Genomic DNA, 14,852 nt, shown 5'->3' on the forward strand with positions numbered 1-14,852 from the left:
GCTGCATCGGGTGCCGATGCAGCTGATCAAGGAAAACATGGACCTGCAACTGGAGCAGTGCCACGAGGCGCCGTTCTACACGCTGGGACCCTTGACCACCGACATCGCGCCGGGCTACGACCACATCACCTCCGGCATCGGCGCCGCGCAGATCGGCTGGTATGGCTGCGCGATGTTGTGCTACGTGACACCGAAGGAGCACCTGGGCTTGCCGAACAAGGTCGACGTCAAGGACGGCATCATCACGTACAAGATTGCAGCCCATGCTGCCGATCTGGCCAAAGGTCACATCGGGGCGCAGATACGCGACAACGCCTTGTCTAAGGCGCGTTTCGAATTCCGCTGGGACGATCAATTCAACATCGGTCTCGACCCGGACAAGGCGCGCGAATTCCATGATGAAACCCTGCCCAAGGATTCTGCCAAAGTCGCGCACTTTTGTTCGATGTGCGGCCCGCATTTCTGCTCGATGAAAATCACGCAGGAAGTACGCGAGTACGCAGCCCAGCAAGGGATTACTGAAATCCAGGCCTTGAAAAAAGGGATGGAAGTCAAATCGATAGAGTTTGTGAAAAGCGGTTCGGAAATTTATCAAAAACAGTAATGATGGAAATTGATGCCTTTGGTTAGGCATAGAAACACGCACAAGGCAGCCGCAGGCTGCCTTGTGCGTTTACAGCGGCGTTTTTATCATGGCATATGCTTGCTCCGGCGACTGTTGACCATGGAAATTCGCCGCGGGCATCCCCCGCTTTAGCATACCGATAGGCAGACTAGCGGATAATCGAATATCCTTGCTGCCTTCAACATCTACACAATTAAGGATTACCATGCGCGCGATCGAGATTACCCAGCCCGGCCCTCCAGATGTATTGCAGCTCTGCGAGCGCCCGATTCCCGAACCCAGGGCCGGTGAATTGCTGATCAAGGTTCACGCTGCCGGTGTGAATCGTCCGGATGTGCTGCAACGCACCGGCAACTATCCGGTGCCCAAGGGCGCATCGGATTTGCCTGGCCTGGAAGTGGCCGGTGAAGTGGTCGGCGGCGATATCGAAGGCAGCGGTTTCAAACTCGGCGACATGGTGTGTGCGCTGGCGCAAGGCGGTGGTTATGCGGAATATTGCACCGCGCCTGTCGAGCAATGCCTGCCCATACCGAAAGGCCTGGATGCAGTGGAGGCGGCGTCATTGCCGGAAACATTCTTCACCGTCTGGAGCAATGTCTTTGATCGCGTATCCCTGACTGGCGATGAAACCTTGCTGGTGCAGGGCGGTACATCCGGCATCGGCGTGACGGCGATCCAGATCGCCACGGCACTCGGCCATCGGGTATTTGCCACGGCCGGCAGCGATGAAAAATGCCGCGCCTGTGAAGTGCTGGGAGCGGAGCGTGGCATCAATTACAAGACGGAAGATTTTGTTGAAATCGTCAAGGCAGCCACCGGCGGCAAAGGCGTCAACGTGATACTGGACATGGTAGGCGGTGATTACGTGCCGCGTGAAATCAGTTGCCTCGCCGATGATGGCCGCCTGGTCTTCATCGCACTGTTGGGCGGCAACAAGGCGAATGTCCCGCTGGGCCAGATACTGTTGCGCCGTTTGACGATTACCGGCTCCACCTTGCGTTCGCGTCCTGTCGCATTCAAGAAAGCCATTGCCGACCAATTGCGCGCTCGCATCTGGCCCTTGATAGAAGCGGGCAAGATCAAGCCGGTGATTTATCAGACTTTCCCACTGGAGCAGGCCGCGCAAGCGCACACCTTGATGGAAAGCAGTACGCATATCGGCAAGATCATTTTGAAAGTATCGAATTGATCGCATCGATCGCGTGAAAAAAGCCCGTACGTCTGCGATGACATACGGGCTTTTTTAATGTTGCCAGATTATTTTTTGCTTGCTGCGCGGATTTTCTTTGCGCCCGTTTTAAGCGGGGCGTCGCTCAATTGCTTGCCCGGTTTCGGGTTGTAGCGAATGATGCGTTCTATCAATTCCGGACCTTCATTCAAGAGGAAGTTCTTGAATGCCTGCGCCACTGGCGGCAGGCGCTTGTTTTTCCTGTGCACGACATACCAGTTCAACATCACCGGGAAACCTTCCACGTCGAGCACGGCCAGGCTACCGGCCTGCAATTCCAGGCTGATCGTGTGCGCAGATAAAAAGCTGATGCCCATGCCGGCTATGACCGCCTGCTTGATGGTTTCGGTACTCTTGATTTCCATCGCGATATTGATATCGTTGACACGGCCACCGAAGCCTTCTTCCATCGAATTCCAGGTATCCGAACCTTTTTCACGCACCACAAACGGCTCTTGCAACAGCCGCTTGAGCGGGATGTTTTTTTTGCAGACCAAAGGGTGGTCGGGTGCGGCGACGATGACATAGGGATGCGGTGCAAACGGTTCGTTGACGGTATCCATGTCTATAGGCGGGCGCACCATGATCGCCAGATCAGTCAGGTTGTTGGCCAGTTGATTCAGCAGACCTTCGCGATTGTGCACTGACAGATTCAGTGTTACGCCCTGGTGGCTGCGCGCGAATTCCACCAGCAGGCGCGGGAAAAAATAATCGCCTGCGCTGATCACGGCTACATTCAGTTTTCCGCCAGTGATGCCCTTGAAGTGCGTCATCGCATCTTCAGCTTCCTGGAACTGCTGAATGATTGCACGACAGTAATACAGCAGTTCAGAGCCGCCCGGCGTCAGGAATATTTTCTTGCCGAGTTGCTCGAACAGGGCCAGCCCGGCATGCTCTTCCAGTTTCTTCACCTGGGTGGAAACGGCAGGCTGCGTTAAATGCAGTTCTTCTGCCGCGCGCGAAAAACTCAAGAGACGGGCTACCGTCTCGAAAACCTTCAACTGCCTGAGTGTGGCATTTTTCATGGTGCAGGTAATTTAATGTATAAGCTTAAAGGAATCATTATGATTAAATACTTTAACTATACCTAATCATTTTTTAACCCTAATATGCAACTCAAGTCTGGAAAACCTGTTCAGAACGAGCACCAATAAGTACATAATTAGGAGACTCACCATGTTCAATGCCGCGCTGGATCAATATACTGCAGATGATGCAGCAGATCTTCATCGTAACGCCTATAACGCGGCGTTCTACGATCTCGGCTTGAGCTGGTACTGGGATGCTAACACCAGCGACGATCTCGCTGTCGCTGCTGGTGGACGGAATCGCCTTCAACATTATCTGGAAACATGCCAACCGCATCTCTTGAAAGTGTATGAAGCTGATTTCCTGATTGAAGCAATACAAACCGCCAAGGCACGCTGCTTTGAAACCATGACTGCGTGCGGAACCCGCGTGACCCGCTCGGTAAACTGGGCGGAAATCCAACGGGGCGAAGTCGGCGTTTGAGCATTGCATCATGCGCGCTTCATCATGACCTGTTGCAATCGCGACATGAAGGCAAGACAGCTGTACTGTTCACATCAACTGATCGGTTCGATGCCGCACCGCGTATAGTATGTAGCTCACTCAATTTGTTGTGTGTAAAAAAGTGACTGATGGAGTCGCTGTGCTATGTTTGCGCGGCGTCGTTTGAAAATCGGTGGCTGAATAAGTAAAATTGATTCGCAGCGGCAAGTATCGAATCTTAACCGTGGTCAAGGAGTTTGAGAGACGCTTCTCGGACAATCCCGGTCACCGTTTAATTCGAATTTGGCAACTGTTAGAATAAGAGTCTTTTGCCGGGAGCATCGACGGTTTTTGCGTGGATTAAATGCAAAAAAAAATTTATCGTAGCGATACGCTGCCAAAAATTGGTTATCAACAAGGACGATCATGAATATCCACGAGTATCAAGGAAAAGAAATACTGCGTAAGTACGGTGTTACGACACCAAAAGGCGTTCCATGTTTTTCCGTAGACGAAGCTGTCAAAGCGGCTGAAACCCTGGGCGGCAAAGTCTGGGTTGTCAAGGCGCAGATACATGCTGGCGGTCGCGGCAAAGGCGGCGGCGTTAAAGTTGCAAAATCGCTCGATGAAGTGCGTCAGTATGCATCCCAGATTCTGGGCATGACACTGGTGACGCATCAAACCGGTCCTGAAGGTCGTCTGGTCAAGCGTTTGCTGATCGAAGAAGGCGCCGACATCAAGAAAGAACTGTACGTCGGCATGGTCGTTGACCGTGGCAGCCAGCGCGTTGCCCTGATGGCATCCAGCGAAGGCGGCATGGACATCGAACACGTTGCTGAACATACGCCAGAAAAAATTCACAAGGTATTCATCGATCCTGTCAAAGGTTTGCTCGATAGCGAGGCTGATGACATCGCCCGCAAAATCGGCGTACCTGAAGGTTCGGTTCCACAAGCGCGCGCATTCATGCAAGGCTTGTACAAGGCATTCGACGAAACTGATGCGTCACTGGCTGAGATCAATCCATTGATCGTCACCGGCGACGACCGTATCGTTGCACTCGACGCGAAATTCAATTTCGATTCGAACGCTATGTACCGTCATCCTGAAATCGTCGAAATGCGCGATCTGGATGAAGAAGATCCAGCTGAAATCGAAGCATCGAAATTCGATCTGACCTACATCTCGCTCGATGGCAATATCGGCTGCCTGGTCAACGGCGCTGGTCTGGCAATGGCGACGATGGACGTGATCAAGTTGTACGGCGGCTCGCCTGCCAACTTCCTCGACGTCGGCGGCGGAGCAACGACCGAGAAAGTCACCGAAGCATTCAAGATCATGTTGAAAAACCCGGACATCAAGGCGATTCTGGTCAACATCTTCGGCGGCATCATGAAGTGCGACGTGATCGCACAAGGCGTGATCGCAGCAGCGAAGCAGGTTGATCTGACAGTTCCACTGGTCGTTCGCATGGCGGGCACCAATGAAGAACTGGGCAAGAAGATACTGGCTGAGTCCGGTCTTCCTATCATCACTGCAAACAACATGGCTGAAGCGGCTGAAAAAGTCGTCAACGCAGCACAGGGGAAATAAGCATGTCAATCCTGATCAATAAAGATACTAAAGTCATCACCCAAGGCATCACCGGCAAGACCGGTCAGTTCCACACCAAAATGTGTATCGAATACGCAAATGGTAAAAACTGTTTCGTTGCTGGCGTGAACCCAAAGAAACCTGGCGAATCGTTTGAAGGCGTACCTATCTACGCAACCGTCAAGGAAGCGGCCGCAGAAACAGGCGCAACCGTTTCTGTCATCTATGTTCCGCCTCCATTCGCGGCAGCTGCTATCGATGAAGCAGTGGATGCCGGCATGGATCTGGTGATCTGCATCACCGAAGGCATTCCAGTACGCGACATGATACGTACCAAGGCACGCATGGAAGGCAAGAAAACCTTGCTGCTCGGGCCGAACTGCCCAGGCTTGATTACGCCAGACGAAATCAAGATCGGCATCATGCCAGGTCACATCCACAAGAAAGGTCGCATCGGCGTCGTTTCGCGTTCGGGTACCTTGACCTATGAAGCAGCTGGTCAACTGGCTGAATTCGGTCTCGGTCAATCGACCGTGGTCGGTATCGGCGGCGATCCAGTTTCCGGCTTGAAGCACATCGACATCCTGCGCATGTTCAATGACGATCCTGATACCGATGCAGTCATCATGGTTGGCGAAATCGGCGGCGATGCAGAAGAAATGTGCGCGCGCTGGGTCAAAGACAACATGAAGAAACCAGTGATCGGTTTCATCGCTGGCGTTACCGCACCAGAAGGCAAACGCATGGGCCACGCCGGTGCGATCATTTCCGGTGGTAAAGGTACGGCGCAAGAGAAATTGGCAGTAATGGAAGCGTGCGGCATCAAAGTCACACGTAACCCTGCTGAAATGGGCCGTTTGCTGAAATCGGTTCTGTAACAAGAAAATCTTAACACTCCTCTTGCATGGGGAGTGTTATCTCTACAGAAAATACACGATGTTTTCTGTAGAGATAGTTACACATGCTGATGCGCCAATTGCGCACGCCGGATGTGACCGCGATAGAAATACAAGTTCGCGCTGGTCTGCCACTGAGTAACAGTACAAGTTTCGAAATTTTAAGAAAAGAGTGAAAAATGTCACAACACTGGATTCGTTTCAGTCACGCAGGTAATACCCAATTCGGTACGCTTGAAGGCGATAATATTCAAGTCTACACAGGCGACATGTTTGCCCGTCCAGTCAAAACCGACACCGTCTTGAAACTCAATGACGTCAAAGTGTTGATGCCGACTCAGCCAACCAAGATCATCGCGATGTGGAACAACTTCCACGCACTGGCGAAAAAATTGAATCTGGCAGATCCTGCAGAACCTTTGTATCTGATCAAGTCGCCAAACTCGTATTTGAATCCAGGCGAAACGATCGAGAAGCCGCCTACAGATGAAAAAATCGTCTTTGAAGGCGAGCTCGGCATCGTGATCGGCAAGACTGCCAAGCGTGTATCTGAAGCGGACGCGCTGGATTATGTGTTCGGTTACACCGTCGCCAATGACGTCACTGTTGCCGACATCCTCAATCGCGATGCATCGTTCCCGCAGTGGGTGCGCGCCAAAGGCCTGGATACCTTCTGTCCTTTCGGCCCTGTGGTTGCGACCGGCATAGACCCGACCACACTGGTCGTTAAAACAATTCTGAATGGCGATATCCGACAAGACTACCCGATCAGCGACATGCGCTTTTCGGTCCAGAAACTGGTGAGTCTGATTTCTGCCGACATGACGCTGAACCCTGGCGACATCATCCTGTGCGGCACCTCCGTCGGTGTCGGCTCGATGAAGCCGAACAGCGTCATCGAGATCGAGATTGCCGGCATCGGCAAGCTCACAAACGATTTTAAATAATAGTCGCGAGGTAAGAGTATGAAAATTGCAGTTATCGGAGCAGGCGCGATCGGTGGTTACGTGGGCGTCAAGTTGGCGCTGGCAGGTGAAGACGTTACGTTTATCGTGCGCGGTGCCAATCTGGAAGCGATTCGCAAGAATGGCGCCAAACTGATCATGCACGACGGCACCGAGCACGTGGCGTCGAATGTGAAGGCAACCAACAACTACGACGAAGCGGGCCATCAAGACATCATCGTCTTGGCAATGAAGGCGCATCAACTGGAAGCGATCGCCGACGATCTGCCAAAACTGATCGGACCTGAAACCGTCATCGTCACGATGCAAAACGGTATTCCATTCTGGTACTTCCACAAGCATGGCGGCAAGCTGGCCGGTACGCGTGTTGAAAGCGTCGACCCGACCGGCAAGATTACCGCCCAGATCCCGGCTGACCGCGTACTTGGCTGCGTCGTCTACCCGGCATCGGAATTGATCGCTCCAGGCGTGATTAAACACATCGAAGGCGATCGTTTCCCTATCGGCGAACTCGATGGTTCGATCAGCGAACGTGCAACCCGCGTTTCGGAATGCTTTACCAACGGCGGCTTCAAGGCGCCAGTGCTCGAAAACATCCGTTCGGAAATGTGGTTGAAATTGTGGGGCAACCTGACTTTCAATCCTATCAGCGCCTTGTCGCACTCGACCCTGCAGGATATCTGCCAATTCCCGCTGTCGCGTGAACTGGCGGCTGCGATGATGACGGAAGCGCAAACCGTTGCCAACAAGCTGGGCATCGAGTTCCGCGTAACGCTGGACAAGCGTATCGCCGGTGCTGAAAAAGTAGGCAAGCACAAGACGTCAATGCTGCAGGACGTTGAGGCTGGTCGTGACCCCGAGATTGATGCGCTGGTCGGCTCTGTGGTTGAGCTCGGACGTCTGACTGAAACGCCTACGCCGCACATTGATACCGTCTATGCGCTGGTCAAGCTGCTGGCCAAGACCATGGCTGAAGAGTCCGGCCTGGTCAAGCTGCAGAAAATCGCTTAAACGGTATGGGTCGTTAAAATTAAAGCCTGCGGAGATTTTTTCGCAGGCTTTTTTTCGCCGCGATTTTGACAGCCGGCACGATGCGAGGATGTGTGGGGCAATCGATCCGACTTTCCATGCATGCCTGATTTTGTCGCGGGCATGTCATATGGCGCTGTTATGTTGCATATCGGTGCAGTACGTATAAATACGGATTGTGCACTCGGTTTTAAATGGTTAATGATGACAATCATTGATCGTAAGAAAGTCTGCTTCACGGCTCGAAGAATTGAGTTTTGAGTCGAGGCGATGAGGGCGGCGCAGAATTTACGCCCCTTGTTGGCGCGCAATCGGTGGCGGATAAGATTGCAAGACAGTAAGAATTAAAATGATTTGAAGTGCAAACCATACGTGCAGATAAAATTATTTTCCAATTTCTCTGTCAAGGATGCCACACTCACGCAAAGTAAAATTTATGCAGTGTTAGCGCGAATAAATACGTTACAGATTTGAGTGTCGGGTAGTGGAACGAAGTAGCCGCATATAAATAAAATTGGCACTTCAAACGCAGTTGTGAGTTGAGTTTTGTAGTGATGGTAAATGGAGACCATCGCGACAAATCAATAACTTACAAAATGTTACCCGAACGAAACTTAAAAAGTGCAATCGAACAATAGCCCGGAGTCTTGGAAACTTGACGCCGGTCAAGAGATTTTTCGGAGAAAAGCCACACTATCCTCGAAGAAAAAATATTAAGTAACTACAAAGTTATGTTCTATAGGGCACCGCACGCCGCACGGTGCTAGTGCTCACAAGGCACATCGACGCGGCAAGTTAGTAATAAGTATGCAAAATTATTATTCACAGGAGACAGCAATGATCAAGGAATTCATTACAACACGTGGCATCGTCAAGGCAACAGCTGGCGCGTTTGCTACATTAGCTATCACTGCAACCCCAGCATTCGCTGCCTGGGAGCCAACCAAGCCAGTCGAGTTCGTCGTGCCAGCTGGTACCGGCGGCGGCGCTGATCAAATGGCGCGCTTGATTCAAGGCGTGATCATCAAAAACAAATTGATGAAAGAGCCACTGATCGTCGTCAATAAATCGGGTGGTGCTGGTGCAGAGGGTTTCCTCGGCGTCAAAAACGAAAAAGGCGATCCACACAAAATCATCATCACCCTGTCGAATCTGTTCACCACGCCTATGGCAACCGGTGTCCCATTCAACTGGAAAGAAATGACGCCAGTCGCGATGTTGGCTCTGGATCAATTTGTTTTGTGGACCAATGCAGAGCAGCCATACAAATCCGCAAAAGAATATATTGAAGCGGTAAAAGCTGCCGGCCCTAACAAGTTCAAAATGGGCGGTACAGGCTCCAAGCAGGAAGATCAGATCATTACGGTCGGCCTGGAAAAAGCAACGGGTACCAAGTTCATCTACATCCCGTTCAAAGGCGGCGGAGAAGTGGCTGTTCAGCTGGTTGGCAATCACTTGCAATCAACCGTGAACAACCCGATCGAAGCAGTTGCGCAATGGCGTGCAGGCAAGCTGAAGGCACAATGTGTGTTTGATTCAGTCCGTATGCCTTACAAAGCTAAAATCACCGAAACCCAATCATGGAATGACATCCCGACTTGCAAAGAAGCCGGCATTCCTACCGAGTACACCATGCTGCGCGGTATTTTCATGCCAGCTGGCGTGACACCGGATCAATTGGCTTACTACGTGGATCTGTTCAAGAAGGTGCGTGAAACACCTGAATGGAAAGATTACATGGAAAAAGGTGCTTTCAACACTACCTTCAAAACCGGCAATGACTTCAAAGTCTGGCTCGAAGCAGCAGAGAAGCAACACGCTACTCTGATGCAAGAAGCTGGCTTCATGGCTAAGAAGTAATAGATCATCGGGGTCGAAGAGTAAAGATACTACCGGGAATATCGGTAGTGTCTTTACTCGGGCGCCCCAAATTATTGTAGAAAATTTTCAGGAGCATTCCTCATGGATCAGAATTTAGAATCCAGCGGTGGCATTCGTACGGGTGTGGCCACTTATGTTGTAGAGGCAGTTGTCGCTGCTCTTCTGCTGTTGCTGGGTATTGTTGTCGCTATTTCAAGTTGGGAATTGGGCGCGGGTTGGACTACCGATGGTCCTGGTTCCGGCTATTTCCCATTTTATATTGGCCTTGTGATCTGTATCTCGGGCGCCGGCACGCTTTTTCAAGCGCTGTTTGCAAAAAATAAAAATACTGAAGTATTTGTCGATGGCGAGCAATTGAAGCGCGTACTGCAAGTCTTGATTCCTGCTGCAATTTATGTCGGCGCGATCCAGGTTTTCGGTATTTATGTTTCTTCCGCTGTGTACATTGCCTTGTTCATGGTCTTCCTCGGCAAATTCTCGCCACTGAAAGCCGTTATTTCCGCAGTTTGCGTCAATACCGTGTTTTTCTTCATGTTCGAGGTTTGGTTCAAAGTGCCCCTGTTCAAAGGGTCCATCGATCTTTTGAGCTTCCTCGGTTATTAAGCATTGCACGGTTAAATCCGGCAATAGCTGTCGAGTCAGATTGGAATTCAAGGAGTTTTAAGTAAAATGGACGAAATTAATTCATTGTTTCACGGGTTTGCGGTCATCATGACCCCAATGAACCTGTTACTGATGGTAATCGGTATCGTGTTGGGGGTCTTGATCGGCGTCTTGCCTGGTTTGGGCGGCGCGAATGGTGTGGCGATCTTGCTGCCACTCACATTCTCGATGACACCAACATCGGCAATTATCATGTTGTCGTGTATCTACTGGGGTGCATTGTTCGGCGGGGCGATTACTTCGATCCTGTTTAACATCCCTGGCGAGCCGTGGTCCGTTGCGACCACCTTCGATGGATACCCGATGGCGCAAAATGGCCGTGCAGGTGAGGCCTTGACTGGCGCATTCACATCATCATTCATTGGTGCGTTTGTTGCGGTTGTCATGATCACCTTTATGGCACCACTGGTTGCTAAATTTGCGTTGCGCTTTGGTCCTCCAGAGTTCTTCTCGGTTTATCTGCTGACTTTCTGCAGCTTCGTTGGTATGGGCAAAGGTTCGCCGTTCAAGATCCTGGCTTCGATGGCACTCGGTTTCGCACTGGCTTCGGTTGGTATGGATACCGTGACTGGCCAATTGCGCCTGACCTTCGGTTTCGAAGAATTCATGCGTGGTTTCGACTTCCTGATTGCAGTTATCGGCTTGTTCGGTATCGGCGAAATTCTGTTGTCGATGGAAGAAGGCCTGGCATTTTCGGGTAAATCTGCAAAAATCGATCCAAAAATCGTTTTTCAAACCTGGAAAAAACTGCCTGCATACTGGGCAACCTCGCTGCGCAGCTCGCTGGTTGGTATCTGGATGGGTGTTACGCCAGGCGGCGCAACCCCTGCTTCGTTCATGGCTTACGGCATTGCTAAAAAAATGTCGAAGAACGGTTCGAAGTTCGGTACCGGTGAACTCGAAGGTGTTGTTGCTCCTGAAACCGCTGCACATGCTGCTGGTACGGCGGCATTGCTGCCTATGCTGGCGCTGGGTATCCCAGGTTCGCCAACGGCTGCAGTGTTGCTCGGCGGCTTGTTGATCTGGGGTCTGCAACCTGGTCCATTGCTCTTCGTTGAGCAAAAAGACTTCGTTTGGGGCTTGATCGCCAGTATGTATCTGGGTAACCTGGTTGGTCTGCTGGTTGTGTTGACGACAGTGCCGCTGTTTGCATCGATCCTGCGTATTCCATTCTCGATCATCGCTCCAGTGATTATCGTGATTTGCGCAATCGGTGCTTACACTGTTCACACCGCAATGTTCGACATCTGGTTGATGCTGGTGTTCGGCGTGATCGGTTACCTGTTCAAGAAACTGGACTACCCGCTTGCTCCTATGGTTCTGGCACTCGTGCTCGGCGACAAGGCAGAAGATTCATTCCGTCAAGCGATGCTGACATCGCAAGGCGAAATGTCTATCATGTTCTCGAACCCACTGGTAGGCTCGATCACCGGTCTGGCATTGTTGATGTTGTTCTGGCCTTTGATTGGGCGCCTGATTGCAAAAATTCGCCCACCAAAAGTGGATGAGTTCGCTGCGGATCGTCCAGTAGATTGATTGTTTTTCGCCATACCTGTGATCACGGTACCCCGCACAACGGGGTGCTGAAAGATCTGGCTCTTGCGCCGATCTGATCCGATATGCCTCACACGGTGTCTGCCGTGTGAGGCATTGTTGTTTCTGGGCTTAGAACGTTAGCAATTTTATTTTGTCTGAAGTTGATAGATGTTGCCGGCCTCGAGCCGGTTTTTATCCATATCTCGTGTACTGTACGTTGAACCATAACCAAAGGAGATAGCTATGCCAGTGATCGCAATGACGCAGGAAATGGGCTCACTTGCCAAGGATGTTGCAATGCATCTTGCGCAAACGCAGAATCTTGCCGTGATGCGCCACGAAGTAATTGATCATCTTGCGGAAAAGATGGACATCAGCAAAAGCGTGATTCGTCGTCTGCGCGAAGGGCGGGCTGGTTTTGTCGACCGGGTGACCACCGACGAAGAGGGCATGGCGATCTATACGGCTGAGGAAGTATTCGAGCTCGCAAACAAGGGAAATGTGGTGCTGCGTGGTTGGGGTGCAACCTGCCTGCTGCGGCCTGTGCCGCACGTCGTGACGGTCCGGATTACGCGCTCCATGAACAATCGGGTCGCATGGCTGATGGGGCACCTGGAAACAGACGATGCTGCTTTTGCCGAGGCTGAAATTCGTCGCAGCGATGCAGCACATGCTGCACGCATGCATCAGCAGTTCGGTGTAACGTGGGGAGACCCGGTCCTTTATGATTTGGTGCTGAACACCGATCGTATTTCAGTGGAAAGCTGCGTATCGCAAATCATGAACCTGACGAACCGTCCCGAGTTTCAGGAAACCACGGCATCGCAAGCTGCACTGGCAAACATGACGCTGGAAATGCATGTGCGCGCAGCACTGAAGAGTGCGGCCGCCAGTCATGACGTCAATGTCACGATAGAGGCCAGTAACGGCCGGGTGACGTTGAGCGGTATAGTCTTGCGTGCGGATGAGCTGGCGGCGGCGGGGAAAGTTGCTGCGGGTGTGGCTGGTGTGGCGAGTGTCGACAATCAGTTGCGCTTGATGGCCAATTCCAAGCTTTATTCTTCAGGAAAGTACTAACGTAGACATCTGACCTCGTCTGATAAATGAGGTCAGATTTTTCCTTGATGCTTCAGTCTGCTCAGTGTCTCGGGAGAAAGATTCAGGTAGGAAGCCAGTTCCTTTTTCGGGATGCGATCAAACAGTTCGGGATGTTTGCGCACGAAACGTTGCACCCGACCTGGTGCGTCAAGCAAATGCAGCGTGATCGTATGCGCCATGATGTCGCTCATCAAATGCATGACATCGTATTCAAATGCCTGTTTGACGTGCTCATGCTTTTCAATAAAGGCGATCCATTGCAATAATGGCAATTTCACGACGCGTGCCTTGGTCACGCAAATAATACTGTAAGGCGTAGGTGTTTTGAGGCGCCACGCAGCGTAGCTGGTTTCTATGCTGCGCTCATCTGCAAAACGCAATATCATTTCCTTGGCTTGCTGGTTGGTGACGACGCGCTTCAGTATGCCGTCGAGTATGAAATACTGTTCCATTTCGTGCACGCCCTGATGCAGTAGAAAATCGCCTTTTGGGCAATCGACCACGAGCAGATGGGGTTCCAGCTCCGCCCATTCGGCATCGGTCATGTCTTTCAAGACATGATTTTGCTTCAGTTGGACGCGGATGATGTTTCGTTCCGGATGGTTATCTACAGTCGGCATTTACAGTATCAAAAGGCCAAGAAGGCAGTTGTTAAGAAGGGGTGAATATCATGCGATGAAAATTGACCGGGGTCAATGATAGAAGCGCGAACAGATCGATATGATACGCCCACTTGGATAGCTATGCGTAAAAGCGCATAACTAAGGGTATCTCTAAAAATCGCCGATTTGATTTTTAGAGGTGCCTTGCAAGTAATAATGACCGTCAAAAGCACGGTATTGACACGGCACTGGGCAACGTTGCTCAACCTTTATCGAAAGAGAACATTTCATCATGACTAACGCGACAGCAGTAGTACCCGAAGGCGTAGAGCTGACCGACGGCTTCCATCTTCTTATGGAAGCCTTGGAAATGAATGGCATCACCAACATCTATGGCCTGCTCGGCATCCCAGTGACGGAAATCGGCCGCATGTGGCAAGCGCGTGGTAACAAGTTCTTCAGCTTCCGCAATGAACAAAATGCTGGTTATGCAGCATCGGTTGCTGGCTACTTGACCAAGAAGCCGGGCGTTTGCGTGACCGTTTCCGCACCAGGCTTTTTGAACGGCTTGACCGCACTGGCTAACGCCACCACCAATTGCTTCCCGATGATCTTGATCTCGGGCTCGTCAGAGCGTGAAATCGTCGACCTGCAACAAGGCGATTACGAAGAGATGGATCAGTTGAACATCGCTCGTCCGCATTGCAAGGCTTCTTTCCGTATCAACCGTACTGAAGACATCGGCGTTGCTGTTGTCCGTGCTATCCGTACCGCATTGTCGGGTCGCCCAGGCGGCGTGTATCTGGATATCCCGGCACGTTTGTTCAGCACCGTGATGAGCGCAGAAGAAGGCGCGAAAACCCTGTTCGTTCCAGTTGATCCAGCGCCAGAACAAATCCCAGGCCCATCGGCTGTTGCTCGCGCTGTTGAGCTGATCAAAGGCGCTAAAAAGCCACTGATCCTGCTCGGCAAAGGCGCTGCATACGCACAATGCGACGCAGACATCAAAGCGCTGATCGAAGAAACAGGTATCCCATTCACACCTATGTCGATGGCTAAAGGTCTGGTCTCCGATACCCATCCACAATGCGCTGCTGCTGCGCGTTCGATGGTGCTGCAAGAGTCCGACGTTGTTGTTCTGATCGGCGCACGTTTGAACTGGCTGCTGTCACATGGCAAGGGCAAAACCTGGGGTGGCGCGAAGAAGTTCGTGCAAATCGACAT

14 protein-coding genes are annotated in these 14,852 nt (G+C 51.5%); 12 read left to right on the top strand and 2 right to left on the bottom strand.

What is annotated here, in order from left to right; translation table 11 throughout:
- Both Q7T06_RS02475 and Q7T06_RS02480 read left to right on the top strand, forming a co-directional pair.
- A partial coding sequence (locus tag Q7T06_RS02475) for a phosphomethylpyrimidine synthase ThiC (RefSeq protein ID WP_304779598.1) occupies positions 1 to 604 on the top strand: 604 nt, incomplete at its 5' end.
- Between the two features lie 226 nt (positions 605 to 830).
- Positions 831 to 1,814, top strand: a complete 984-nt coding sequence (locus Q7T06_RS02480) for an NAD(P)H-quinone oxidoreductase (protein ID WP_304779601.1) — start codon at positions 831 to 833, stop codon at positions 1,812 to 1,814.
- A gap of 68 nt (positions 1,815 to 1,882) precedes the next feature.
- On the opposite strand, the gene Q7T06_RS02485 is transcribed toward Q7T06_RS02480, so the two are convergent.
- A complete protein-coding gene (locus Q7T06_RS02485; RefSeq protein WP_304779604.1) occupies positions 1,883 to 2,878 on the bottom strand; it encodes a LysR family transcriptional regulator in 996 nt (331 codons plus the stop codon).
- A gap of 151 nt (positions 2,879 to 3,029) precedes the next feature.
- Here Q7T06_RS02485 and Q7T06_RS02490 point away from each other — a divergent pair, with 151 nt between their 5' ends.
- From Q7T06_RS02490 to Q7T06_RS02530, 9 genes are all read left to right on the top strand, one after another.
- Positions 3,030 to 3,365, top strand: coding sequence for a hypothetical protein (locus Q7T06_RS02490; RefSeq protein WP_304779606.1), 336 nt, complete (start codon positions 3,030 to 3,032; stop codon positions 3,363 to 3,365).
- 426 nt (positions 3,366 to 3,791) lie between these two features.
- Entirely contained in the window at positions 3,792 to 4,958 is a 1,167-nt protein-coding gene (gene sucC / locus Q7T06_RS02495; RefSeq protein ID WP_304779611.1) for an ADP-forming succinate--CoA ligase subunit beta, read from the top strand.
- Between the two features lie 2 nt (positions 4,959 to 4,960).
- Complete coding sequence (gene sucD / locus Q7T06_RS02500) at positions 4,961 to 5,836, top strand: succinate--CoA ligase subunit alpha (RefSeq protein ID WP_304779614.1); 876 nt, start codon at positions 4,961 to 4,963, stop codon at positions 5,834 to 5,836.
- A 197-nt stretch (positions 5,837 to 6,033) separates the two neighbouring features.
- Complete coding sequence (locus tag Q7T06_RS02505) at positions 6,034 to 6,801, top strand: fumarylacetoacetate hydrolase family protein (RefSeq protein WP_304779616.1); 768 nt, start codon at positions 6,034 to 6,036, stop codon at positions 6,799 to 6,801.
- A gap of 18 nt (positions 6,802 to 6,819) precedes the next feature.
- Positions 6,820 to 7,830: a 2-dehydropantoate 2-reductase gene (locus Q7T06_RS02510; RefSeq protein ID WP_304779619.1), complete on the top strand. Its 1,011-nt coding sequence runs from the start codon at positions 6,820 to 6,822 to the stop codon at positions 7,828 to 7,830.
- 855 nt (positions 7,831 to 8,685) lie between these two features.
- The gene (locus tag Q7T06_RS02515) at positions 8,686 to 9,708 is read left to right on the top strand and encodes a tripartite tricarboxylate transporter substrate binding protein (protein WP_304779622.1); all 1,023 of its coding nucleotides are present in this window, start codon (positions 8,686 to 8,688) and stop codon (positions 9,706 to 9,708) included.
- Between the two features lie 102 nt (positions 9,709 to 9,810).
- The gene (locus Q7T06_RS02520) at positions 9,811 to 10,332 is read left to right on the top strand and encodes a tripartite tricarboxylate transporter TctB family protein (protein ID WP_304779625.1); all 522 of its coding nucleotides are present in this window, start codon (positions 9,811 to 9,813) and stop codon (positions 10,330 to 10,332) included.
- A gap of 66 nt (positions 10,333 to 10,398) precedes the next feature.
- Positions 10,399 to 11,928 (top strand): tripartite tricarboxylate transporter permease, encoded by a 1,530-nt coding sequence (locus Q7T06_RS02525; protein WP_304779629.1) that lies wholly within the window; start codon positions 10,399 to 10,401, stop codon positions 11,926 to 11,928.
- Positions 11,929 to 12,171: 243 nt separating this feature from the next.
- A complete protein-coding gene (locus Q7T06_RS02530; protein WP_304779632.1) occupies positions 12,172 to 13,005 on the top strand; it encodes a cytidylate kinase family protein in 834 nt (277 codons plus the stop codon).
- A gap of 32 nt (positions 13,006 to 13,037) precedes the next feature.
- On the opposite strand, the gene Q7T06_RS02535 is transcribed toward Q7T06_RS02530, so the two are convergent.
- The gene (locus Q7T06_RS02535) at positions 13,038 to 13,646 is read right to left on the bottom strand and encodes a Crp/Fnr family transcriptional regulator (RefSeq protein ID WP_304779635.1); all 609 of its coding nucleotides are present in this window, start codon (positions 13,644 to 13,646) and stop codon (positions 13,038 to 13,040) included.
- A 274-nt stretch (positions 13,647 to 13,920) separates the two neighbouring features.
- On the opposite strand from Q7T06_RS02535, the gene Q7T06_RS02540 reads away from it, so the two are divergent.
- On the top strand, positions 13,921 to 14,852 hold a 932-nt coding region (locus Q7T06_RS02540; protein WP_304779637.1), incomplete at its 3' end, for a thiamine pyrophosphate-binding protein.

It is taken from the genome of Herminiimonas sp. (genome assembly GCF_030645555.1).
In the GTDB taxonomy this organism is placed as follows: Bacteria; Pseudomonadota; Gammaproteobacteria; order Burkholderiales; family Burkholderiaceae_D; genus Oxalicibacterium.